The sequence below is a fragment of the Rhodococcus sp. NPDC057014 genome, assembly GCF_042673295.1.
Classification (GTDB): domain Bacteria; phylum Actinomycetota; class Actinomycetes; order Mycobacteriales; family Mycobacteriaceae; genus Rhodococcus_F.
On sequence record NZ_JBHUSF010000011.1, the window covers coordinates 24,308 to 44,962 of the forward strand.

Below are 20,655 nucleotides of genomic sequence, written 5' to 3' on the forward strand. Positions count from 1 at the left end.
ATCGAGTGACACGGAGGTCGCGAGATGGAGTGGCCCCGGAAATTCTGAGGGGGAGAGGCATGTCCGTTGACGAAGAGCGACGTCAGGTCGAGTTGGTAGTCGACCGGCTCGCCGTGGAGCACGCCGGCGTGCCGCGCCACACGATCGAGCAGATCGTGCACGACGTGCATGCGGACTTCGACGCCGGGGTAGTACGCGATTTCGTTCCGTTGCTGGTCGAACGGTCCGCGAAGCGGAAGATCGCAGCTCTCACCAGCTTCTGACGCTCCATCTCCGCGCTGTCACGAGTGCAGCGGTGCCTGCAGAACGGCGGTGTCGTCGCCGGGTGCGCTGACGCCGAGCATGGTGGCGTCGGACATCGGCAGCGCCACGGCGAGGTTCATCGACATCTTCCGGTCGCCGCCGGCGATGAAACTTCCTGCGTTCATGCGGCTTCCGTCGGGTCGTTGCAGCCAGACGTTGTACGTGCTGCCCTGGGGGAGTCCGGTGACGTCGAGGCTGATCCCGGTTCCCCAGGCGCGGTTCTCCACCCGAGCGGACGCCTCCACGCCCGCGGCGGGCGCGGTGAACGCCACCGGCTGTCCGGGCGGGGTGGTCGGAACGAGGGTGCGGAGAAAAAATCCGCCGGTGAGCAGGCCGAGAGCGGTGACGGCGGCCGCGGCGACGACCGCGATCCGGCGGTGACGTTGCCGGCTGCGTTCGCGGTCGAGCGTCGCGAGGATCGTGCCGGGAAGTGCGGGGGACGGCGCCGGCGGCGGCTCGAGGAGCCGGTCGGGGTCCGCCTGCCCCAGGACCGAGGCCACCGGGGTCAGCTCGATCAACTCGGCCCGGCAGTCCGGGCATCCGTCCAGGTGGGCGCGTACCGCCACGGCTTCGTGGTCGTCGAGGCGCCCGAGCGCGTACATGCCCAGCATGGTGTGCATCTGTCGGCAGCGATCACTGGTCACCCTGCCACCCCATTTCTTCCAGTACGAGTTTCAGCGCCTTCAGCCCGTAGTACACCCGACTGCGCACGGTGCCCACGGGGATGCCGAGTTCCGCCGCGACCTCGCTGGTGGGCCGGTCGCGCAAGTGAATCTCGACGAGGACGACGCGATGCTGTTCGGACAGTCGCCGCAGAGCCTCCTCGACCTGCAGTCCCACCAGCAATTGTTCCAGCGGGCGCTCGGGCACCGGAACGTCGGGCGGCTCGGTGTCGGCGAGCCGGGGCCGGGAAGCCCGCGCCCGGCTCGCGTCGATCACCACGTTGCGGCAGATGGCGTACAGCCAGGTCCGGACGGTGGAACGCTGCGGGTCGTACCGGTCCGCGCCGCGCCAGGCGCGAAGAAACGTCTCCTGGACCACTTCCTCCGCGCGTCCCCGGTCTCCGAGCGAGCGGTAGGCGAGGGCGAACAGTTCGCCGGCGTGATCGTCGTAGACGGTCCGCAGCACCGCATCGTCGGCCAAATTCCCGACCGACTCCTCCGCCCGCTTGCGCGACATGCGTAGCCGCACGACCTCACCTCCTGCAACACCGGAAAATGTCGTCGGCCCGTCCGACGTCCGCCAGGGTGTACGGACGTGGGTGCCGCGGCGTTCACCTCGATTCTCACACCAGCGTCTTCGTGAAAGTTCGCGGCAGCCGTGAACGCGGCCGGGCGGCGGTCCGTACTCCCCGGCGTCGTCCGCGATCGGCGGGCGGCATCAGAGAGAGAACGGAGATCTGATGATCGCGAAGCGCACGATTGTCGCGGTGGCCTGCGCGGGCGCCGCGGTTGCCCTGCTGTCGGGTTGCAGCCAGGCGACCGAGACCCCGGCGGATGCGCCGGCGAGCGCTGTCCCGGACACTGCGTCGACGACCGGCGTATCGGATGCAGCGCCGACGCTCGGCACGCGGGAGACCGCGCTCGGCACCGTGCTGACCGACGGCGACGGCTTCACGCTCTACCGCTTCGACGAGGACACCGCCGACCTGGTGCGGTGCGTGGGCCCGTGCGCGGAGATCTGGCCGCCGACACCCGGCACGCCGTTGCCGCACCCGGATGCCGTCCTGCCGGGCACGGTGGGCACCACGACGCGCCCGGACGGCGTCGAGCAGGCCACCTATGACGGTCATCCCCTCTACCGGTTCGCGAAGGACTCCGCCCCGGGGCTGACGAGCGGCGACGGGGTCAAGGGCACGTGGCACGTGGTGACGGTCGATGCCGCGCAGGGGTGACGGGCACGAACCCTCGGCCGGTGGTCGTTCGGGCACTGCCGTCACCCGGCGCAGCGCCCTGATCGGTCTGGCGGCGGTCGGTGCGATCGCCGCCGTGGACGTCGGCGGGTTCCTGTTCGCCGGCGGCCGGCTCACCCCGCACGCCGTCACGCCGTCGCGGTTCGTCGATCGGTTCGAGCAGGTCTTCGGCCGGCACGAGGGGTTCCGGCGCAACCACGCGAAGGGGGTGAGTGCCGCGGGCTGGTTCACGGCGACCGGTGCCGGGTCCGCGGTGTCCACGGCGAGCGTCTTCCGGGCAGGCGGCCGCTACCCCGTCACCGGACGGTTCTCGTTGTCGGGCGGGCTGCCTACCGCCGTCGATGCCGCCGACACCGTGCGCGGTCTGGGATTGGTGTTCCGGTTGCCCGGGGGAGAGCAGTGGCGGACCGCGATGATCGACAGTCCGGTGTTCCCCGACCGCACCCCGGACGGTTTCCGTGATCGGCTGCTCGCCTCGAAGAAGGTTCCGGACACCGGCAAACCCGATCCGGCCGCGATGGCCGCGTTCCTGGCACGCCGTCCCGAGACGGCGGCGGCGATGGACATCATCCGACGGCAGCCTCGCACCTCCGGATTCGGGGACAGCACGTTTCACGGACTCAATGCGTTCCGGTGTACCGACCGATCGGGCGCCACGGTTCCGGTGCGCTGGAAGCTGGTGCCGGAGCAGCCAGTCCGGCATCCCGGCGCCGAGGAAGGGTCCGGGCGCGACTACCTGTTCGACGCTCTCGTCCGGGACGTCACGCGGGGACCCCTGCGCTGGCGGATGATCCTCACGCTCGGAGAGGCGGGGGACCCGACGGACGATGCCACCAGACCGTGGCCTGCCGATCGGAAGTCCCTCGACGTCGGCACGCTGACCGTCGACGCGATCGACACCGAAGCGCCGGGCAACGCGCGGGACGTCAACTTCGATCCGCTCGTGCTGCCGAACGGTATCGAGCCGTCCGACGATCCACTGCTCAGTGCGCGGTCCGCGGTCTACGCGGAATCGTTCAACCGACGGTCCGGCGAGCCGAAATCGCCGAGTCGAGTCGACGTTTCGGAGGTTCCCGATGAGGGGTAGCACGACAGGCCGGCCGACCCGGTACGCGTTCACGTCCCGGTTGCTGCACTGGGCGATGGCGATCCTGGTGATCGCCCAACTCTTTCTCGGCGTCGCGATGGTGGCGTCATTGGACGCCTACCACCTGTTGCGGACGGTGCATCAACCGCTGGGGTTCGCGATCCTCGTCCTCGCGGTCGTGCGCATCGGCAACCGGATCGTGCACCGGCCGCCGCCGTTGCCCACCGGGATGCGGCCCGCCGAGCGGATGGTCGCGACCGGGTCGGAGTACCTGCTCTACGGACTCCTGGTGCTGCAACCGGTCACCGGGTGGGCGATGCTGTCGGCGGGCGGGTTCCCGATCGTGCTCACCGCGCAGCTGAGTCTGCCCGCGATCGCGCCCCGCGATCCGGATCTGTACTCGGTGTTGCGGCAGTCCCACACCGTGCTCGGGTACCTGCTGTTCGCCGCGTTCACCGCGCACCTGTGCGCCGTCCTGTTCCACACGTTCGTCCTGCGTGACCGGATTCTCGGCCGGATGACGATGGGGCGCCGACCGCGGCCCGCCGAGCAGCCGCAACGACAGGATCAAGAGTTCAGGGTTTCCTGAATACAGAAATCGCTGTATCGTCGGGTCATGGAGATGGTGATCCATCGCGACGCGCTGGCCCGGTTCGGCTACGCCCTGTCGGACACGACGCGCACGCAGATTCTGCTGAGCCTGCGGTCGGGGCCCGGGTATCCGTCCGAGCTGGCCGAACAGATCGGGGTGTCGCGCCAGATCCTGTCGAATCACCTGGCCTGCCTGCGTGGTTGTGGTCTCGTCGTCGCGGCGCCGGAGGGGCGGCGCACGCGGTACGAACTGGCGGATCCGCGGATCGGACGGGCGCTGGACGACCTGATCGGCCTGGTGCTGGCCGTCGATCCGTCCTGCTGCCCGGACGCCGAGACGGACGGATGCTGCTGATGGCGTCGGAACTCGGAATGCCCACCACGCGTCCGGCTCTCACCGCGGGGCGGCGGCAGGTGCTGGGGCGGCGGATCCGGTGGTTCGTGGCCGCGACGATCAGCTACAACGTGCTCGAGGCGATCATCGCGCTGAGCGAGGGCGCGCGGGTGTCGTCGACCGCGCTGATCGGGTTCGGTCTCGACTCGGTCATCGAGGTGTCCTCCGCGGCGGCCGTCGCCTGGCAATTCGCCGGGAAGGACCCGGAATCGCGGGAGCGGGTGACACTGCGGATCATCGCGTTCTCGTTCTTCGCGTTGGCCGTGTATGTCACGGTCGACGCGATCCGATCCCTCTTCGGCATCGGCGAAGCGGAGCACTCGATCGTCGGGATCACCCTGGCGGCGGTCAGTCTCGCGATCATGCCGGTGCTGTCGTGGGCACAGCGTCGCGCGGGACGCGAACTCGGCTCCCTCTCGGCCGTCGCCGATTCCAAACAGACCCTGCTGTGCACCTACCTGTCCGCCGTCCTGCTGGTCGGCCTGCTGCTCAACTCCCTGCTCGGGTGGTCCTGGGCCGACCCGATCGCCGCCCTGGTCATCGCCGCGATCGCCGTGAAGGAGGGAACCAACGCGTGGCACGGCGACACCTGTTGCCCGGCACCGGTCACCACCTCCGGCGCCGGCGCCGGTCCTTCCTGCGACTGCTGCGACGACTGAAAAGCTCACGAGATAGTAGCCGTCGACAGGTCGGCGCCAGCTGCATCATTCTGTTCCTGGGGGCGAACCGGCAGCCGGTGCAGACCGGTCCCTGCACGAGCTCGACACCGTCACCCTGGCACTGGCCTTCGCCGACGGCGGGCGAGGCTACATCTCCCACGCCCGTGCACGTGACCGCGAGACCCCCGCGACCGCGGACACCATCGCAACCGCCGAGTGGGGACTGGCGTTCATCCGCAGCCAGGCGCTGCGCCGCGACCTCGAAGACGGCGTGACCGAGGCCCGGCGGACCGGCGTGCCGGTTCGGTGACAGCTCCGCGGCGGCCGCCGGCGACGTTTCCGATGCCGAGCTTGCGAGTGCGCTCGATCGGCGTCTGATTCTCGTTGTCGCCGGCGCACATGTATCGACGCAACTCCCGTGAGATCGTCGACGGCGCCCGATTCAGGCGTCGTGCAAGCTCATGTACACCGAATCGCTGTGCATGCAGGACGACGATGCGCTCGTGGTTCACCGGGACGGCCGCGGATGAGGTGTGACAAAACGAACCTGATCACGTGGGGCCGCGGATGCACCGATGTTAGTTCTGCCGCAACATGTTTGACCCTTGGTCTGAGTTTCTTGTCGGAGCGAGTCCGGTTTGGCACGCGAGACAATTGCTCGTTCTGGACAGGCTTGCGACGGAGCGCTATCGCTGCATCCGTGGTGAGGATGCCCTGGGGCTGCTCGTCCCGTCGCCCTGACCCCAGGGCGTAAGGGTGTGTCCGCGACCTTCGGCTCCGATACCCCACCCCGCGAGGCACACGGTTCGTGTACCTCGCGGGGTGGTTGGTCGGCGATCTGCGTTCATGGTTCGGAGCCGCGGCGCGACCGCCGATCATGGATTCCGCCGCGCGCATTTCGTCCCTAGCGCTGTTTGGCGATGTCAACCATGGCTGCGACGTCGGTGATCTTGGAGCGAGAGCGGCCGCTCGCGGCGCCACGTGCGAGCTCGGCTGCGTCGATGGCTTCCCATCCGCGGAAATCCACGACGTCGGGCTGACGCTGCCGTATCAGCTCGCTGAGCGCATCGTGGTTGCCGGCTGTCGGTGACAGCCTGCCCGCATCGAGGTCTTCGAGGAGCCGATTGACCGTGTCATGCGCACAGCGTTTGTTGGTGCCGATGACGCCCGACGGCCCTCGCTTGATCCAGCCGGTCGTATACACGCCGGGCAGTGGTTCACCCGTCTTGTCGACGACACGGCCGTCGTCGTTGGGGATCACGCCGCTGGCGTTGATCTGCGGCAGTCCCGGTACCCCGAGCCCTCGGTAGCCGATCGATCGCAGGACGAGTCCGGTCTCGATGGTTTCGGTTCTATTGCCGGCCCGCGCAACGAGGCGACCGTTCTCATCTTCGACAAGGTCGTTGTGAACGACCTGAAGACCGGTGACATTCTCGGTGCCGAGAACCTCGGTCGGAGAAGTGAGATAGCGAAGCACTATCCGCTTGTTTGCCGGGTTGTGGGACCGTGCCGCGAATTCCTCGGCAACCGCGACCTTGAGGGCTGTCGCCGGTGCATCCCCGCCGTCAATCACCGTTCGGCTGTGTTCGTCGAGCTCCAGCTCGCACGGGTCGATGACCACGTCGACGCCGGCGAGGTGGCCGAGTGCCAGCAGTTCCGGGTTGGTGTAAGCGGCCTGCGCCGGTCCACGTCGGCCCAGCACCACTACCTCGCGAATATTGCTCTGTCGCAAAGCATCTAGTGCGTGCTCCGCGATATCGGTATCCGCAAGCGAGTCCGGGTCGGAAACCAGGATGCGAGCAACGTCGAGGGCGACGTTGCCATTTCCGACGATCACAGCGCGCTCACTCGACAGGTCGAACGTCAGGTCGGCATAGTCGGGGTGGCCGTTGTACCAGGCGACGAACGCGGTCGCAGCATGACTTCCGGGCAGGAACTCCCCTGGCACGTCGAGTCGACGATCCCCGGCAGCACCCACCGCATAGATCACTGCGTGGTGGTAGGAGGCTAATTCTTCGTGGGTGAGGTGCTTACCGATCTCGACGTTGAGATGCAGTTGAACCGGCGGCTTGGAGAGGACGGAGCGAAACGTCTCGGTGACGTTCTTGGTGCCCGGGTGATCCGGCGCGACACCGGCACGGACCAATCCCCACAGGGTGGGCAGCCGGTCGAACATCTCGACCTCGACGGAGCGTCCGAGCCGCATCGTCAGATCTGTAGCGGCGTAGCACGCGGAGGGTCCCGCGCCAACAATCGCCACCCGTAGCGGTTCGTCTTCCCCTAACGGCGTCACAGGTACGGGGGCGTCGAATCCCTCCCAGCTGGACTCGAGTGGAAAGGCTTCGAAGTAGTTGGCATTGATGCTCTGATACCGGGCTGTCTGCTCGGTCAACTCCTCAGCAGGGAAGATCGCCTCGACTGGGCACGCATCTGCACACGCCCCGCACTCGATGCAGGTGTCGGGTTCGATATAGAGCATCTCGGTCGTCGTAAAGGAGGGATCGTCCGGTGTCGGACGAATGCAATCGACCGGACAAACATCGAGGCAGGTGGCGTCGTTGCAGCACGGCTGGGTGATGACGTAAGGCATTGCGCGGTCCTTGGGTTGATCATCGGGAGCACCTCGACAGGTATCACGGAGGACGGCCACGCCGGAATTGTGCTGGCGAGAAGCCCGGTGCAGCAGTCAGTGGTGCGACTGTGTGGCGGCGGGCTGCAGAGCGCCATGCCCTTAGGTACACAACACCCATGCAGCCAGTGGGGGTGATGCTGCCACCACGCTGGTCACAAGCGCAACCTGCACTGATACCAACGGACTAATCGACATCCGCCGGATGGATCGGGAGGCGGGCCGTGAATGGAGAAGACGTAGGTGAATCGAGAATGGGCCTGGCATCCCGCTCCGAGCGGTCCGGCCGTGTGCCGGCGATGCGATAGCGACACGGCAGGCAGAGCAATCGACATCACCAACTGTGCACGGACGGCGCGAGGGGAACCTCTCGACCCCAGCGCCGTTCGAACCGGCGACGGGAAGGTCGCCGGCAGGCCACTGCAGGACCGCGGGCGAGAGTCAGCTCGAACAACGTGGTGCGTTCCCGCCCGGGAGGACATCGTCGCAGGATGGGTATCGGACTGCGCCCTGACCTCGATGTCCGCCTCGATAGCCCGAAGGGCTAGTCGACGGGCCGCTTTGCTTGACGGTGATGCGCACCGCGAGCAGCATCATGGCGAAACCCGCTCCAGACCAAGAGGAAATGTCCTCGCACTCGTGCCATCGCGAGTCGATTGATTGAGTCTGAAACATCTATTGGCGGTATTCAAAACGTTGGAGGTCCAGTGCGATTCGGATACGTGACCGAGGCGACCATGTTCGGGGAAACCGACACCGCCCGTCGTTACCATGAAACTATCGACCAGATGCTGCTCGCCGAGGAGTTGGGATTCGACTCCGTCGGCGCGTCTGACCAGCATTTCTTCGCTCCTTCGGCGATGATTTCTGCGCCGGACCTTCTGCATGCGGTGGTGGCCCGCAACACGAGCCACATCACGATCCGGACGACCACCGCGACGCTTCCGCTCTACCACCCGTTGCAGGTCGCCGAGCGGGTCGCCACGTTGGACATTCTTTCCAACGGGCGGGTGGAATTCGGTACCGGCCGCGGCAACTCGATGCTCGCCTTCGATGCGTTCGAGGTTCCGCTGACCGAGGCGTACGAGCGGTACGTGGAGTCGCTCGCGATCATCACCGGTGCATGGTGCGCCGAGGGCGAATTTTCCTACAAGGGCAAGTTCTACAATATCCCGCCCCGTGTGCTGTGCCCCAAGCCCGTTCAGAAGCCGCATCCACCGATCTTCTATGCAGCGATCAGCCCGGAATCGCACGTCAACGCCGGCCGGCTCGGAGTGGGGCTGATGACCGGCCCGACCGGAGTGTCGTACGAGAAGTTCGCCGAGCGGATCCGGCTCTACCGCGACGCCGCCGCGAACCCGCAGCCTGTCGGTCCCTACGAATCCAACAACCGTGTGGTGCTGGGACTGCGGGGATTCTGCGGAACCACGAACGAGGAAGCCCGCAAGATCGCCGGCCCGCCGTTCATCGATTGGATTCGCGATGCGGACACCATGTATCAGGCCAAGCTCAGTAAGGAGCAGCCCGACCTCGAGCGGGTCAGCGAGCGTGAGGGGCGGTACGAGTACGAGTCCCTGCGGTCGAAGAGCGTCATCATCTCTGGAGATCCTGACCACTGGATCGAGATGGTGCGCATGTGGGAGTCGCTAGGTGTCGACGAGATCAACATCAACCACGCCGGCATTCCCCACGCCGACATCGTCCGGTCCATGAAGATGCTGGGCAATTATGTGTTCCCGGAGTTCCGGCGGCCGGCCAAGAGCGCGCAGGCAAACGTGGCTGGGCAGATTCCGGCGACGTCGGAATTCGCCGCCAGCGATGTGTGAGAGATGACGAGAGGAAGCGACGTGTCAGTCCAGTCCATCACCAAGCGGCCGTTCGGCGAGCAGATTGCCGGGGCCTCGCTCGAGGATTTCTGGCATCCGGTGGCGCATGTCAGCGAGGTCGGGGACCAGCCGAAAGCCTTTACCCTGCTGGGTGAGCGTCTGGTGTTGCTGCGCGATGCCGAGGGTGTCGTGGCCTTCCAGGATCTGTGCATCCATCGGGGTGTCGCGCTCTCGCTCGGTAGCGTGGAGAATGGGCGCCTGAGCTGCGCCTATCACGGCTGGACGTACGACCGCACCGGAGCATGCGTGCACATTCCTCAGCTCGGGGAGGGTGCGCCCATCCCGCGAAAGGCGAGGATCGTCAAGTATCAGGCGGTCGAGAAGTACGACCTGGTCTGGGTGGCCCTCAACGAGCCCAAATGGGATATCCCGCAATGGCCCGATGGCATGTGGGAGGACCCCAGTTTCCGCAGCCACGCCATTCTTCCCAAGGTGTGGAAGGCAAACGCTGGACGCGCCGCCGAGAACGCGGCTGACCTCTCGCATTTGAATCATGTCCACAAGGATTACATTCCGTTGCATGATGGCCCGGTGATCCACCGGCACGAGGTTGCCCCTACCGAGTACGGACTGACCTCCGTTTACCAGGACGCCGGCGTCATCTGGGAATGGCAGATCCACGCGCCGTTCACGGTCATCGCGAAGAAGACTGGCCTACCGGCCGCCGACCCGGCGGGCTCGGCAGCAGACGGCCAGCCGGTTCCGGTCATGTGCTGGGCGGCGTTTCACTCTCCGATCGACGAGCATCACACGCGGATCTTCTATGCGTCGAGCCGGAATCATTCACTCGACATGTCCGACGCGGACTTCGACGGTGAGCTGATCCAGCTGGTGTTCGACCAGGATCAGGTGATTGTGGAAAGTCAACGTCCTGAACATATTCCGGTCGAGCTTCGCGAAGAATTGCACTTGAAGGTGCCGGATGCGATTGCGATGGGATACCGGCAGCTGCTCGGCAAGCTGAGCAAGGTCGGGCCGTACCTCCCGTAATCATCGATTCGTTCGGTGACACCTGTAAATCCATCCGCCTGCATCGGCACGACAGAGATGTCCTCCGGTACCGGTCGTGGGCAACGAGTTAGGAACAAAGTGAGCCAATTGACGACCGTCCGACCTGAGGGATGGGCGCGCGCCGGCGGATACTCCTACGTGGTCGTGGAGTCCGTCGGGCGGCGCATTAACATTGCCGGCCAGCTACCGTGGGATCCCGTCACGCAAACGTGCGTCGACGGGGACTTCGCGGCGCAGTGGGATCAGGCGCTCGCCAACCTGGCGGCCGTGGTGAGGGCGGCCGGCGGGGAAGCGACGGACATCTGTGAGCTGGTGATGTACATCACCAGCATGCAGGAGTACCTCGATTCCCGCGACCAGCTCGGTGCCTCGTGGATGCGCCATATCGGCAAGCACTTCCCGGCCATGACCATCGTCGAAATCACCAGGCTGATCGATCCGCAGGCGAAGCTCGAGGTTCGAGGAACGGCGGCCATTGCATGACCGCCGTGCACACCGACGAGGTGATCAACGCCGACGTCGAGCTCGACACCGGGGTTCGTCTCAGCTACGCGCGGTGCGGTGCCGGTGAGCCACTGGTGCTCCTTCCCGGGACCGGGTCTGATCGTCGGTTCTGGGATAGGCAGCTCCCGGTCTTCGCGCAGCGGTACGACGTCATCGTGGTGGACAACCGCGGGTCCGGGGAGTCCGACGTTCCCGGCGACACTTCGCTCTACAGCTCGGAGATCATGGCCGACGACGCGGCCGCACTGATCCGCGCCCTCGGATTCGATCGCGCACACGTCGCCGGTCATTCCCTCGGCGCGAGCATCGGTCAGCAGCTCGCCATTCGGCACCCCGACGTCGTGCACAGTCTCCAGTTGCACGCGACGAAAGCCCGCAACGACGAGTGGCTGCGCCGTGCGTTCGGCTACACCAGCCGCTACGCTCTCGAACGCGGCGACCGCAAAGTTGCGTTCCGGATCACGATGATGTGGATGCTCAGTGCCGAGTATCTCGACACGCGGCAGCCGGCCGAGGTCGCCGACATGGTGAACCGGTGCTACATCGAGAATCCGAACGTTGAGCGCAACGCGACCGGGATGCTCGGGCATTTGGAGGCGAACGCCAAACACGATTCGCTCGCCGGCCTCGCGCTGATTGCGGCTCCGACGCTCGTCACCGCCGGGGCCAACGATGCCATGATCCCGGCCCGGTACTCCGAACTCGTGGCCCGCAGCATCTCGACCGCCTCGTACAAGCTGTTCACCGGCCCACGGTCCTCCCACGCGTACCCGTGGGAGATGAGCGAGGAGTTCAACGCGGCCACGCTGGCCTTCTTGCGAGAACACCCGATGAACGGAGACCGTCATGTCTGACACCCTCGATGAGGCCAACGCGGTCGACGGTGCACAGCATGACCCTGCCAGAGTCTGGTTCCTCGGCGCAGAGGGACGGCTACAGGCACGCGGATGGCGCTGCGATGAGTGCGGCGCGGTCCGGTTGCCGAGCCGTCACCCGATATGCCCCGACTGCCTGAGCGATCGGGCATCGAGAACGGACCTCTCGGGTCACGCAACGATCTTCAGCAAGACCGTCGTGCACCGCGGTTTTCCCGGAATCCCGGTGCCCTACACCGTGGCACTGGTGGATCTGGTCGAAGGAATACGGCTCCGCACGGTCGTCGTCGGCGAAGGCGCCGAACGGGTCGCGATCGGCGACAACGTGACCCTCGTGCCCACCCCCCGGGCCGAAGAGTTCGAGCAGGCCGGCCTTGCGGTCAGTCCTGTTCTCCCGTCGACTCGGAAAGAGGTGCAGCCATGACCGCGTTCGTCATCGGGGTCGGGATGACCCGGTTCACCAAATGGAACGGCATCGCTCCCGAAACGCTGGGTGGCAGGGCGGTGCTGGCCGCTCTCGACGATGCCGGGATCGAGCGCCCCTCGGTCGAGGCCGCGTTCTGCGGTTCGGTCCAAGGGGGTGTCGGGATCGGCCAGCGAGTACTGGCCGGCCTCAACATGACTGGCATCCCGATCACGAACGTCGAGGCCGCCTGTGCGAGCGGCGGCTCCGCCCTCCGCGAGGCCATGATGTGGGTCGACGCCGGTGCCATCGACGTGGGATTGGTGCTCGGCATCGATATCCTCACCGCCACCACGACGGGCCCGATCAAACCGGTCCACCACGACCCCAGGAAGGTCGCGGTGCCGATTCCCGGCATCTACGCGCTGACGGCGGCTCGATACCTGCACGACACCGAGGTAACGGCGCGCGACCTCGCCGCGGTCGCGGTCAAGAACCGCGCCAACGGCGCAGAGAACAAGTTCGCCCACTTCCGCACTCGTGTGACATTGGAGGAGGTCCTGGCCTCTCCGCTGGTCGCCGAACCATTCACCCGACTGCAGTGCTGCCCCAATGTCGACGGTGCCGCGGCAGCAATCGTGTGCAGTGAAGCCGCAGTTCGGCGGCTGGGTAGCAGCCGGGCCATCCGTATCGCGGGTGGCGCGCTGCTCTCCGGCCGCCGCGCCGACCGAACCGACGCGATCCGAGAGACCACCAAGCGGACAGCGAAACTGGCGTACGAGGCGGCTGGCGTCGGACCCGAGGATCTCGACCTCTGCGAAGTGCACGAACCGTTCACCATCTCCGAGCCGCTGCACGCGGAGAGCCTGGGCCTCTGTGCCGCCGGCGAGGGCGGGCGCTACATCAGTGACGGCCACGCCGACATCCACGGCGACGGTGTCGCAGTGAACACCAGCGGCGGCCTCATCGCCCGTGGACACCCGCTCGGCGCATCGGGGCTGGCCCAGATCCACGAGGTCGTCACTCAGCTTCGGGGTGACGCCGGAGCCCGCCAAGTTCCGGGCGCGCGTGTTGGCCTCACCCACATCTTCGGCGGCTCGTTCCCCGAGATCGAGGGCGACGCATGCTCCGTACACATCTTGACAACGTGAGGCGACGACTATGACTGACCTGAAGCATTCGCACGTGCTGGGAGACCCGGTCAGCGGGGCGACAATGTTCCAGAATGTGCCGAAGCGGTTCCTGCCGCCCGCCGACTGCGCCGCAACATACTACTTTCCCATTCCCTGGATGCAGGCGGCGATCCGGTCTCCGCAACTCAATGCCGGATACGAATTGCTGGGACGTCCGCTGTCGAATACCCCAGAGGCGGCCGACCGCGTCGGAATTCATGACGAAACGCGGGGGCTGACGTTCACCTTCGGTGAGATCTGGACCAGCGCGAATCGACTCGCCAATAGCCTGCGGGGCCTGGGTCTTCGGCCCGGAGACCGGGTGCTCTACCGATTCGGTGAGGTCGCCGACGCGGCGATCACCAAACTGGCGATCCTGATCGCCGGTGGCATCGCCATTCCATCGGGTTTGCAGGACGGCCCCACCGAGCTTGCCTACGTCATTGCCGACGGTGAAGTGTCGTTCATCCTGGCTCAGGACGCCCGCCTCGAGATCGTCGATGAGGCGCTCGCGCAGCCTGGTTCGAGCAGCGTCACGGCGGTCATTGTCTCACCTGTGGCCCCGGCAGGGTCGGGGTATCACTCGTTCACCGACCTCGTCGACACCGGCAGCCCGACCGTCGAGATAACACCGACGGCGCCGCTCGACGCGGCGAGTATCTACTACACCGGTGGCACCACCGGGCGGCCGAAAGGCGTCATCTATACGCACTTCCACGAGGCACACCAGCCGACCGATATGGCCATCTGGACCACGCGGCGTCCCCGCAGCGATGACGTCTGGATGGTTCATGCGCCGCTCGGACACGCCTACGGAAGCTTCGAGAAGATCAACTACCCGCTGCGGGCTCTGGTGCCGTCGGTGTACAAGGAACGCGCGACCGGTGCCGACTGCCTCGAGCTGCTGATTCGCCACCAAGTGACCTACTTCGCCGGCATCTCGGTGATGTACGCGCGGATACTCGATGCCATCGGCGACTCGAAGCCGCAACTCAACCTTCGGTTGGCCAAGTCCGGGGGCGAAGGCATGACCGAAGAGCTCTGCGCCCGCTGGCTGGAGGTCTGTCCGGCCGCACCCCTGGCGAACTCCTACGGCTGTGTCACGACGCAGAGCACGATCGTCACCTCGCTGCTCGCGGGACGCAAGGTCGGGCCTCCCACCTCGATCGGTCTGCCCATACCCGGGATCGAAGTCGCCATCCTGACCGCCGATGGGGAGCTGGTGCCCGAAGCGCCGGGACTCGAGGGCCGCTTCGCGTTCCGCGGACCCGTCGGACCGACGTACTGGACGAACCTCAACCCGAAGATCGCGGAGATCATGCGTGCCGACCAGCGCGGCGACTGGCATCTGAGCGACGACGAGATGACCATCGACGCCGACGGGTGGTTCTATTTCCGCTCCCGGGTCCACGACATGCTGCGCATCAGCGGAAGAAATGTCGCCGCAGTGGAAGTCGAAGAGGTCTTGAAACTGCACCCCGCCATCGACGACGTCGCGGTGACCGGATTGCAGACACCGGACAACACCACCGTCATCAAGGCCACGATCGCCGTTCGCGCGGGCGCCGAGCCCGGCGACGAACTCGCTCAGGCGATCAAGGACTTCGCGAAATCGAAAATGTCGCTGTACAAGGCGCCGCGCGTCATCGAGTTCGTCGACGAACTTCCCCGCGACCACCTGGGCAAGTTGCGGCGCCGGGCGCTGGGACAGACCCCGAGCAAGTAAATGACCGCGCGCCGAACCGAGCTTCGCGGCGCCGCCTGATTCGACATTCCGAGCTTCAACCAAGGAGAACCTCATGAGCATCGCTACGGCTTTGCACGACAGCGTCACACCGGAGGCGCGCGCCTTCCTCGCCGCTGAGCAGCACCACATCATCGACGGCCAGTCGACGCCGTCGCAGGACGGTTCGACCTTCGAGACCATCGATCCGTCCAGCGAGGAAGTTCTCACCAGAGTTGCCTACGGCCGTGAAGCCGACGTCGACAACGCAGTGCAGGCCGCCCGGAACGCGTTCGCCGTCGGATCACCCTGGCGACGCATGGCGGCCGCGGATCGCGGTCTCGCACTGGCAAAGTTGGCCGACCTGCTCGAGCGTCACGCGGACGAGTTGGCGGACCTGGAATCGCTCGACAACGGTAAGCCTCGTCGATTCGCTCGGCAAGGTGACATCCCCAGCTCGATAGCCATCCTCCGGTATCACTCCGGTTCCCCAGCACGGATTCAGGGCCGCACGGTGCCCGTGCGGGGCAGGGACGTCTTCGCCTACACCACCCGTGAGCCGGTGGGCGTGTGTGCCCTCATCGTTCCCTGGAACTTTCCGCTGGGCATGGCGGTATGGAAGATCGCCCCGGCGCTCGCTGCCGGCTGCACCATGGTCCTCAAACCCGCCGAACAGACTCCCTTGACGGCGATTCGGCTGGCTCAGCTCGCGCTGGAAGCCGGGATCCCGCCCGGAGTCCTCAACGTGGTCACCGGAGACGGCGAAACAGGTAAGGCGCTCGTCGCGCACCCCGGCGTGGACAAGGTCGCCTTCACCGGCTCGACCGCGGTCGGCCGAGCGATCGGCGAGCGTGCCGGCCGGGATCTCAAGTCCGTGACCCTCGAGCTCGGCGGCAAGTCTCCGCTGATCGTCATGCCGGATGCGGACCTCGAACAGGTGATCAAACGCGCCTTCGCCGGCATCTACTACAACTCGGGTCAGGTGTGCTCGGCATCATCGCGATTGCTGGCCCACAAGAGCATCTTCGACGACGTTGTCGCCGGTATCGCGGAGAAGGCCCGCACCAGCATCATCGGCAGTGGGTTCGAAGACAATGTCTACCTCGGACCGCTCGTCAGCCGCGAGCAGCACACCCGGGTCGCCGGCTATATTGAAGGCGGCAGGGGACAAGCCGAACTGGTCGCCGGAGGAGAAACACGCCTCGACAGGCCCGGCTACTTCGTTGAGCCGACCCTCTTCACCACCACGGACGACGATGCCCCCCTCGTGCGCGATGAAATTTTCGGACCCGTACTGGTCGCGCAGCCGTTCGAATCGCTCGAAGAAGTGGCACATCGAGCCAGCGACACCGAATACGGTCTCGCAGCAGGAGTGTTCACACGCGACCTGTCGACCGCACACAAGGTAGCTGGGCTGCTACGGGCCGGTTCGGTATACGTGAACTGCTGGGGTTTGGCGGACCCGGCGGCACCATTCGGAGGATTCGGCGCGTCCGGCATCGGCCGTGAACACGGTGAGGAGGGCCTGGCGGCCTATCTGGAACCGAAGTCCACATTCGTCCAACTCGGCTAGCCGGAACCCGCGCGCCAGCGCCCACCTGCCCGCCGAGTAACTCACCGATTCGGCGGATACCACCGAACGGACGCCAGAATCGGCGCCCGAACCGCTGAAACAGAGCCGCACGGACGCATCACCGATGCGGCACAGAGTCTTCGTCATCGCGACCGACCCCCTGACGCAAGGCTCAAAACCCAATCAGGGGCGCGTCCTTGTCGAGCGCCACCAACCTCCAGATAAGGAAGTAAAGGCGTGACCACACCACCAGTTTCGACTCGCGAAGAGAGCGACGACTTCGACGACGCGGCAGGCACCCTCGTAACACCCCATCCCACGGAAGCGACGTCCGGGTTGCGGGGGCGCCTCGGCGTCCCGGGGCTGGTTTTCGCGGTGTTGGCCCTCGCGTCACCGCTGGCCGGTGTCGCTGGCTACCTCGCCTTCGTCATCGCCAGCGGAAACGGCCTCGGCGCACCCGTCGCCATCCTGGCAATGGGCCTGGTAGTGCTCATCTTCTCGATCGGCTACGTCAAAATGGCGGAACTCGTTCCCAACCCGGGCGGTTTCTACGCGTACGTCACAGCCGGCCTCGGCAGGGCGGCGGGCCTGGGCATGGGCATGCTGATCACCCTGGGATACACCGCGGGCACCGTCGGGTTCTACACCTTCGGCGGACTGATCGCCAACGGCACTGTGAATGCGCTCGGCGGCCCCGACATTCCCTGGTGGGTATATACGGTGGCGTTCATTGCCATCGTCTCAGCCTTGACCTATCGCGGCCTCGACGCGTCCGTCCGCGTCATGTCGTTCCTGCTGGCGCTGGAAGTGGGAATCGTCCTGATCGTCGACCAGGTGGTCACCTTTCGCGGCGGACCGAGTGGCCGCCCGCTCGAACCCTTCACCATGCACGCAATCACCTCCGGTTCGGTGCCGATGGCGGCGCTGTTCGCCCTCCTGCTGTTCACCGGATTCGAAGTGACGACATTGTTCCGCGAGGAGGTCAAGGACCCGGCAAAGACCATCCGGCGCAGCACCTACATCGCGGTCGCTGTGATCGCGGTGCTGTTTGCCTACTCGGCCTGGTGTCTGATCACGGCGTTCGGTGTCGACAACGTCGTTGCGGAGGCGCAAGCGGACCCCACGGGAATCTTCTCGGTCGCGGTGCAGAGTTATCTGGGCAGCACCATGATGACCCTCACCAGCCTCCTGTTGATCACCAGTGTGTTCGCCTCTCAGCTGGGGGTCAGCAACTCCGTGTGCCGGTACCTGTATTCGATGGGCAAGGACGGCGTCCTCGCGTCGGCGCTCGGCAGGGCCCACGACACCCGTCATTCACCGCACCGGGCCGCTGTGACCCTGGGGTTCCTCAACGCTGGCGTCACGATTATTGTGGTCGCGTTTCGTTACTCGCCGATTGAAATGTTCACCTGGTCCGCGTTCACGATCGCCCTGGCTATCCTTGCCAGCTACTTCCTGGTCAGCGTAACCGTATTCGTCTTCCTCCTGCGCAAGCGCGAAGCGGCGACGCCGAGGACACTACTGCTGTCGGGTATCGCCGTTGTCGCATTCGGGGTGATGCTTCTGCTGGCCTTGCTCAACCCCGCGGGGATCGCTGGTCAAGAGTCGGTGCTCAACTACCTGATTCCGATCGTGTTGCTCGCCGTCTTCGTCGGCGGTGCCCTGTACGCCGTGTACTTGCGCAACAGCAGGCCCGACGTCTATCGCCGGATCGGTCGTCAAGAGACGCTGTAGGAGTTGGCCTGGGTGTTGTTCGGGACGGAACCTACCGAACAACAGTCGCCAGGCGAGGCGCGGCGCAGTTGCGGCTCGATATCGGCAACCGTCGTAGGACGGAAGGAAACTGGGCCGATCCGTTTCGGATGACGGACACCGCCGCCGTTGCAACAACCGACGAGGTCGAAAGGGGAGCCCATGGTCTGGATTCTGCTGGGCGCAGCCATCCTGTGCGAGGTCGCCGCGACCGTGTCACTGCGCCTGTCCAACGGGCTGACAAACATCGTGCCCACCATCGTGGTTGTCCTTGGATACCTCGCCTCGTTCGGCTTGCTCGCGTATGTCCTCAAGCACGGAATGCCACTTGGTGTGGCCTACGGCATCTGGGCGGGGGTGGGGGTCGCATTGATCGCGCTGATCGGCACGGCCTTCCTCGGCGACAGACTCACCTGGATCCAGGTCATCGGACTGGTACTGGTAGTCGCCGGCGTGATCGCCATCAAGATGGGCGAGGCACGGTGACCCGACACATTCCAGCGCCCGGCGGCCACCGCGATGACCCGACGCCTTCTCACACGTATGACCAGTCCGGAAAAGGAAGCAATGAATGATCACCTCATCTTCGCCTGACGATGCGAGAGTCGGTCTCGCCGATCAAACAAGTACCGCCATCGCCCCAGACCCAGCGGCGGCCGGGCTACAGGGCAGGCTCGGCGTCCCGGGACTCATTGCTGCGGTATTGGCCTTTACGGCGCCGTTGGGCGGCGTCGCCGGCTATGTCGCCCTCGTCATCGCCAGCGGCAATGGCTTGGGTGCACCGGTAACCTTTCTGGTTGTGGGACTTATGGTCCTGGTGTTCTCGGTCGGATACATCAAGATGACCCGACTCGTACCCAACCCGGGAGGGTTCTACTCATACGTCGCGGCCGGCCTCGGCCGCGAGATAGGCCTGGGCACGGGCCTCCTGACCGCCTTCGGATACACGGTGGGCGTGTTCGGGTTCGCAGTTTTTGGCGGAAATATCGCGAGCAGCACCGTGCATGTTCAGTTCGGTGGCCCTGAATTTCCGTGGTGGGTATACACCTTTGGCTTCGTGCTCGTGGGCACGACGCTGACGTACCGCAGTATTGAAGCGTCCGTTCGGGTGATGATGGTGGTCATGGCGTTGGAAGTCGGGATCGTTCTGGTCTTCGACCTAGCGGTCAGCGTACGCGGCGGGCCGACCGGCCGATCGCTCGAACCGTTTGCCCTGCATTCGGTAACGTCCGGCTCCGTTCCAATCGCCGCACTCTTTGCGTTTCTGTTGTTCGTCGGCTTCGAGGTGACCACGCTATACCGCGAGGAAGTCAAGGACCCCGTGCGGACCATCCGGCGTAGCACCTATCTTTCCGTCATCTTCATTGCCGTGTTCTACGCATTCTCGGCGTGGTGCATGATCACCGCATTCGGCGTGAACGACGCTGTCGACCAGGCTCAAGCCGATCCTTCGGGCTTCTTCTTCACCGGGGTGCAAACCTATCTGGGATCGACAATGCTGACCATCACGAGTCTGCTGCTGATCACCAGCGTATTCGCTTGCCTGCTGTCCTACGGCAACTCCGTGTGCCGCTACCTGTATTCGATGGGCAAGGACGGCGTCCTCCCCCGCCGGCTCGGTGAAGCTCACCCGAGGCGGCATTCCCCACACCGTGCGGCACTGACGTTGGGGGCCGTCAGCGCTACCCTCACGGCAGTGGCCGCCCTGTGCGGCTTTCCGCCGAACGAGGTATTTACCTGGGCGCTGTTCGTGGCCGGTGTACCCCTGCTCAGCAGCTACGTCCTCGCCAGCGCGAGTGTGGTCGTCTACTTTCTGCGCAAGCGCGGTAGCGCAGACGTGACGAGAGGCAACGTGGTGCTCGCGGTCGCCGCGTTCTTAGCATTGAGCACGATGCTGGTCCTCGCTCTGCTGAATCCCGCAGCACTCGTCGGCCAGGAGTCCGTTGTCAATTCTCTGATTCCCATTGTGCTGTTGGCCATCCTGATGCTCGGCATCATGTACGGCTTCTACTTGCGCAACCGCAAACCGGACGTCTACCGCAGTATCGGTCGTCAATCGTGAACAATGCCAAACCGTCCTCGTTCGCAAACCGCCGATGACGAGGGTGAGAGCGCCTCGTCGGGACCAGCGTCGGACACCCTCTCAACAGGTTCGCCGAGGAGATACTCCTGCGTGTTTCT

General features: G+C 65.5%; 21 protein-coding genes. 17 read left to right on the forward strand and 4 right to left on the reverse strand.

All coding sequences use genetic code 11. The features are described 5' to 3' along the window. Positions 1-59 precede the first annotated feature (59 nt). Positions 60-263: a three-helix bundle dimerization domain-containing protein gene (locus tag ACFTZB_RS03925; RefSeq protein WP_378430184.1), complete on the forward strand. Its 204-nt coding sequence runs from the start codon at positions 60-62 to the stop codon at positions 261-263. Positions 264-281: 18 nt separating this feature from the next. Here ACFTZB_RS03925 and ACFTZB_RS03930 read toward each other — a convergent pair whose 3' ends face one another. Together ACFTZB_RS03930 and ACFTZB_RS03935 are read right to left on the reverse strand one after the other, a co-directional pair. Then, positions 282-947, reverse strand: a complete 666-nt coding sequence (locus ACFTZB_RS03930; RefSeq protein WP_378430185.1) for a zf-HC2 domain-containing protein — start codon at positions 945-947, stop codon at positions 282-284. Then, positions 937-1,494: a sigma-70 family RNA polymerase sigma factor gene (locus ACFTZB_RS03935; protein ID WP_378430186.1), complete on the reverse strand. Its 558-nt coding sequence runs from the start codon at positions 1,492-1,494 to the stop codon at positions 937-939. The genes ACFTZB_RS03930 and ACFTZB_RS03935 overlap by 11 nt, the downstream gene beginning before the upstream one ends. A 211-nt stretch (positions 1,495-1,705) precedes the next feature. Here ACFTZB_RS03935 and ACFTZB_RS03940 point away from each other — a divergent pair, with 211 nt between their 5' ends. From ACFTZB_RS03940 to ACFTZB_RS03960, 5 genes are read left to right on the forward strand one after another with little or no spacing between them, the layout of a single operon-like run. Further along, on the forward strand, positions 1,706-2,197 hold the full coding sequence (locus tag ACFTZB_RS03940; protein WP_378430187.1) for a hypothetical protein: 492 nt from the start codon (positions 1,706-1,708) through the stop codon (positions 2,195-2,197). Beyond that, a complete protein-coding gene (locus ACFTZB_RS03945; RefSeq protein WP_378430188.1) occupies positions 2,181-3,302 on the forward strand; it encodes a catalase family peroxidase in 1,122 nt (373 codons plus the stop codon). The genes ACFTZB_RS03940 and ACFTZB_RS03945 overlap by 17 nt, the downstream gene beginning before the upstream one ends. Continuing rightward, the gene (locus tag ACFTZB_RS03950) at positions 3,292-3,891 is read left to right on the forward strand and encodes a cytochrome b (RefSeq protein ID WP_378430189.1); all 600 of its coding nucleotides are present in this window, start codon (positions 3,292-3,294) and stop codon (positions 3,889-3,891) included. The genes ACFTZB_RS03945 and ACFTZB_RS03950 overlap by 11 nt, the downstream gene beginning before the upstream one ends. A 27-nt stretch (positions 3,892-3,918) precedes the next feature. Continuing rightward, a complete protein-coding gene (locus ACFTZB_RS03955; RefSeq protein WP_087559871.1) occupies positions 3,919-4,248 on the forward strand; it encodes a helix-turn-helix transcriptional regulator in 330 nt (109 codons plus the stop codon). Continuing rightward, positions 4,248-4,946, forward strand: a complete 699-nt coding sequence (locus ACFTZB_RS03960) for a cation transporter (protein ID WP_378430190.1) — start codon at positions 4,248-4,250, stop codon at positions 4,944-4,946. The genes ACFTZB_RS03955 and ACFTZB_RS03960 overlap by 1 nt, the downstream gene beginning before the upstream one ends. A gap of 230 nt (positions 4,947-5,176) precedes the next feature. Here the strand turns inward: ACFTZB_RS03960 and ACFTZB_RS03965 are convergent, their stop codons facing one another. Both ACFTZB_RS03965 and ACFTZB_RS03970 read right to left on the reverse strand, forming a co-directional pair. Beyond that, positions 5,177-5,458 carry a helix-turn-helix domain-containing protein gene (locus ACFTZB_RS03965; protein ID WP_378430191.1) on the reverse strand — a complete coding sequence of 94 codons (282 nt, stop codon included), beginning with the start codon at positions 5,456-5,458 and terminating at the stop codon, positions 5,177-5,179. 392 nt (positions 5,459-5,850) lie between these two features. Then, complete coding sequence (locus tag ACFTZB_RS03970) at positions 5,851-7,536, reverse strand: FAD-dependent oxidoreductase (protein WP_378430192.1); 1,686 nt, start codon at positions 7,534-7,536, stop codon at positions 5,851-5,853. Positions 7,537-8,297: 761 nt separating this feature from the next. Between ACFTZB_RS03970 and ACFTZB_RS03975 the strand changes: the two genes are divergently transcribed. The 11 genes from ACFTZB_RS03975 to ACFTZB_RS04025 all read left to right on the forward strand — a co-directional run bounded on the left by ACFTZB_RS03975 (position 8,298) and on the right by ACFTZB_RS04025 (position 20,536). Further along, positions 8,298-9,401: an LLM class flavin-dependent oxidoreductase gene (locus ACFTZB_RS03975; protein ID WP_378430193.1), complete on the forward strand. Its 1,104-nt coding sequence runs from the start codon at positions 8,298-8,300 to the stop codon at positions 9,399-9,401. Between the two features lie 21 nt (positions 9,402-9,422). Then, a complete protein-coding gene (locus tag ACFTZB_RS03980) occupies positions 9,423-10,451 on the forward strand; it encodes a Rieske 2Fe-2S domain-containing protein (protein WP_378430194.1) in 1,029 nt (342 codons plus the stop codon). 57 nt (positions 10,452-10,508) lie between these two features. Continuing rightward, positions 10,509-10,955, forward strand: a complete 447-nt coding sequence (locus ACFTZB_RS03985; protein WP_378430195.1) for a RidA family protein — start codon at positions 10,509-10,511, stop codon at positions 10,953-10,955. After that, positions 10,952-11,830: an alpha/beta fold hydrolase gene (locus tag ACFTZB_RS03990; protein ID WP_378430196.1), complete on the forward strand. Its 879-nt coding sequence runs from the start codon at positions 10,952-10,954 to the stop codon at positions 11,828-11,830. The genes ACFTZB_RS03985 and ACFTZB_RS03990 overlap by 4 nt, the downstream gene beginning before the upstream one ends. Next, on the forward strand, positions 11,823-12,275 hold the full coding sequence (locus ACFTZB_RS03995; RefSeq protein WP_378430197.1) for a Zn-ribbon domain-containing OB-fold protein: 453 nt from the start codon (positions 11,823-11,825) through the stop codon (positions 12,273-12,275). Before ACFTZB_RS03990 ends, ACFTZB_RS03995 begins: the two co-directional genes overlap by 8 nt. Further along, on the forward strand, positions 12,272-13,405 hold the full coding sequence (locus tag ACFTZB_RS04000) for a thiolase family protein (protein WP_378430198.1): 1,134 nt from the start codon (positions 12,272-12,274) through the stop codon (positions 13,403-13,405). The genes ACFTZB_RS03995 and ACFTZB_RS04000 overlap by 4 nt, the downstream gene beginning before the upstream one ends. A gap of 10 nt (positions 13,406-13,415) precedes the next feature. Beyond that, positions 13,416-15,152 (forward strand): AMP-binding protein, encoded by a 1,737-nt coding sequence (locus ACFTZB_RS04005; protein WP_378430199.1) that lies wholly within the window; start codon positions 13,416-13,418, stop codon positions 15,150-15,152. Between the two features lie 73 nt (positions 15,153-15,225). Further along, a complete protein-coding gene (locus ACFTZB_RS04010) occupies positions 15,226-16,722 on the forward strand; it encodes an aldehyde dehydrogenase family protein (protein WP_378430200.1) in 1,497 nt (498 codons plus the stop codon). Positions 16,723-16,959: 237 nt separating this feature from the next. Further along, the gene (locus ACFTZB_RS04015; protein WP_378430201.1) at positions 16,960-18,456 is read left to right on the forward strand and encodes an APC family permease; all 1,497 of its coding nucleotides are present in this window, start codon (positions 16,960-16,962) and stop codon (positions 18,454-18,456) included. A gap of 180 nt (positions 18,457-18,636) precedes the next feature. Next, positions 18,637-18,960 carry a DMT family transporter gene (locus ACFTZB_RS04020; RefSeq protein WP_378430202.1) on the forward strand — a complete coding sequence of 108 codons (324 nt, stop codon included), beginning with the start codon at positions 18,637-18,639 and terminating at the stop codon, positions 18,958-18,960. Positions 18,961-19,045: 85 nt separating this feature from the next. Continuing rightward, the gene (locus ACFTZB_RS04025; protein WP_378430203.1) at positions 19,046-20,536 is read left to right on the forward strand and encodes an APC family permease; all 1,491 of its coding nucleotides are present in this window, start codon (positions 19,046-19,048) and stop codon (positions 20,534-20,536) included. Positions 20,537-20,655 lie beyond the last annotated feature (119 nt).

Excerpts from the sequence above, each read along its gene's own strand:
- ACFTZB_RS03925 (WP_378430184.1), top strand. The coding sequence starts at position 60 with ATGTCCGTTGACGAAGAGCGACGTCAGGTCGAGTTGGTAGTCGACCGG.
- ACFTZB_RS03940 (WP_378430187.1), top strand. The coding sequence starts at position 1,706 with ATGATCGCGAAGCGCACGATTGTCGCGGTGGCCTGCGCGGGCGCCGCG.
- ACFTZB_RS03945 (WP_378430188.1), top strand. The coding sequence starts at position 2,181 with ATGCCGCGCAGGGGTGACGGGCACGAACCCTCGGCCGGTGGTCGTTCG.
- ACFTZB_RS03950 (WP_378430189.1), top strand. The coding sequence starts at position 3,292 with ATGAGGGGTAGCACGACAGGCCGGCCGACCCGGTACGCGTTCACGTCC.
- ACFTZB_RS03955 (WP_087559871.1), top strand. The coding sequence starts at position 3,919 with ATGGAGATGGTGATCCATCGCGACGCGCTGGCCCGGTTCGGCTACGCC.
- ACFTZB_RS03960 (WP_378430190.1), top strand. The coding sequence starts at position 4,248 with ATGGCGTCGGAACTCGGAATGCCCACCACGCGTCCGGCTCTCACCGCG.
- ACFTZB_RS03970 (WP_378430192.1), bottom strand. The coding sequence starts at position 7,536 with ATGCCTTACGTCATCACCCAGCCGTGCTGCAACGACGCCACCTGCCTC.
- ACFTZB_RS03985 (WP_378430195.1), top strand. The coding sequence starts at position 10,509 with ATGTCCTCCGGTACCGGTCGTGGGCAACGAGTTAGGAACAAAGTGAGC.
- ACFTZB_RS03990 (WP_378430196.1), top strand. The coding sequence starts at position 10,952 with ATGACCGCCGTGCACACCGACGAGGTGATCAACGCCGACGTCGAGCTC.
- ACFTZB_RS03995 (WP_378430197.1), top strand. The coding sequence starts at position 11,823 with ATGTCTGACACCCTCGATGAGGCCAACGCGGTCGACGGTGCACAGCAT.
- ACFTZB_RS04000 (WP_378430198.1), top strand. The coding sequence starts at position 12,272 with ATGACCGCGTTCGTCATCGGGGTCGGGATGACCCGGTTCACCAAATGG.
- ACFTZB_RS04005 (WP_378430199.1), top strand. The coding sequence starts at position 13,416 with ATGACTGACCTGAAGCATTCGCACGTGCTGGGAGACCCGGTCAGCGGG.
- ACFTZB_RS04010 (WP_378430200.1), top strand. The coding sequence starts at position 15,226 with ATGAGCATCGCTACGGCTTTGCACGACAGCGTCACACCGGAGGCGCGC.
- ACFTZB_RS04020 (WP_378430202.1), top strand. The coding sequence starts at position 18,637 with ATGGTCTGGATTCTGCTGGGCGCAGCCATCCTGTGCGAGGTCGCCGCG.
- ACFTZB_RS04025 (WP_378430203.1), top strand. The coding sequence starts at position 19,046 with ATGATCACCTCATCTTCGCCTGACGATGCGAGAGTCGGTCTCGCCGAT.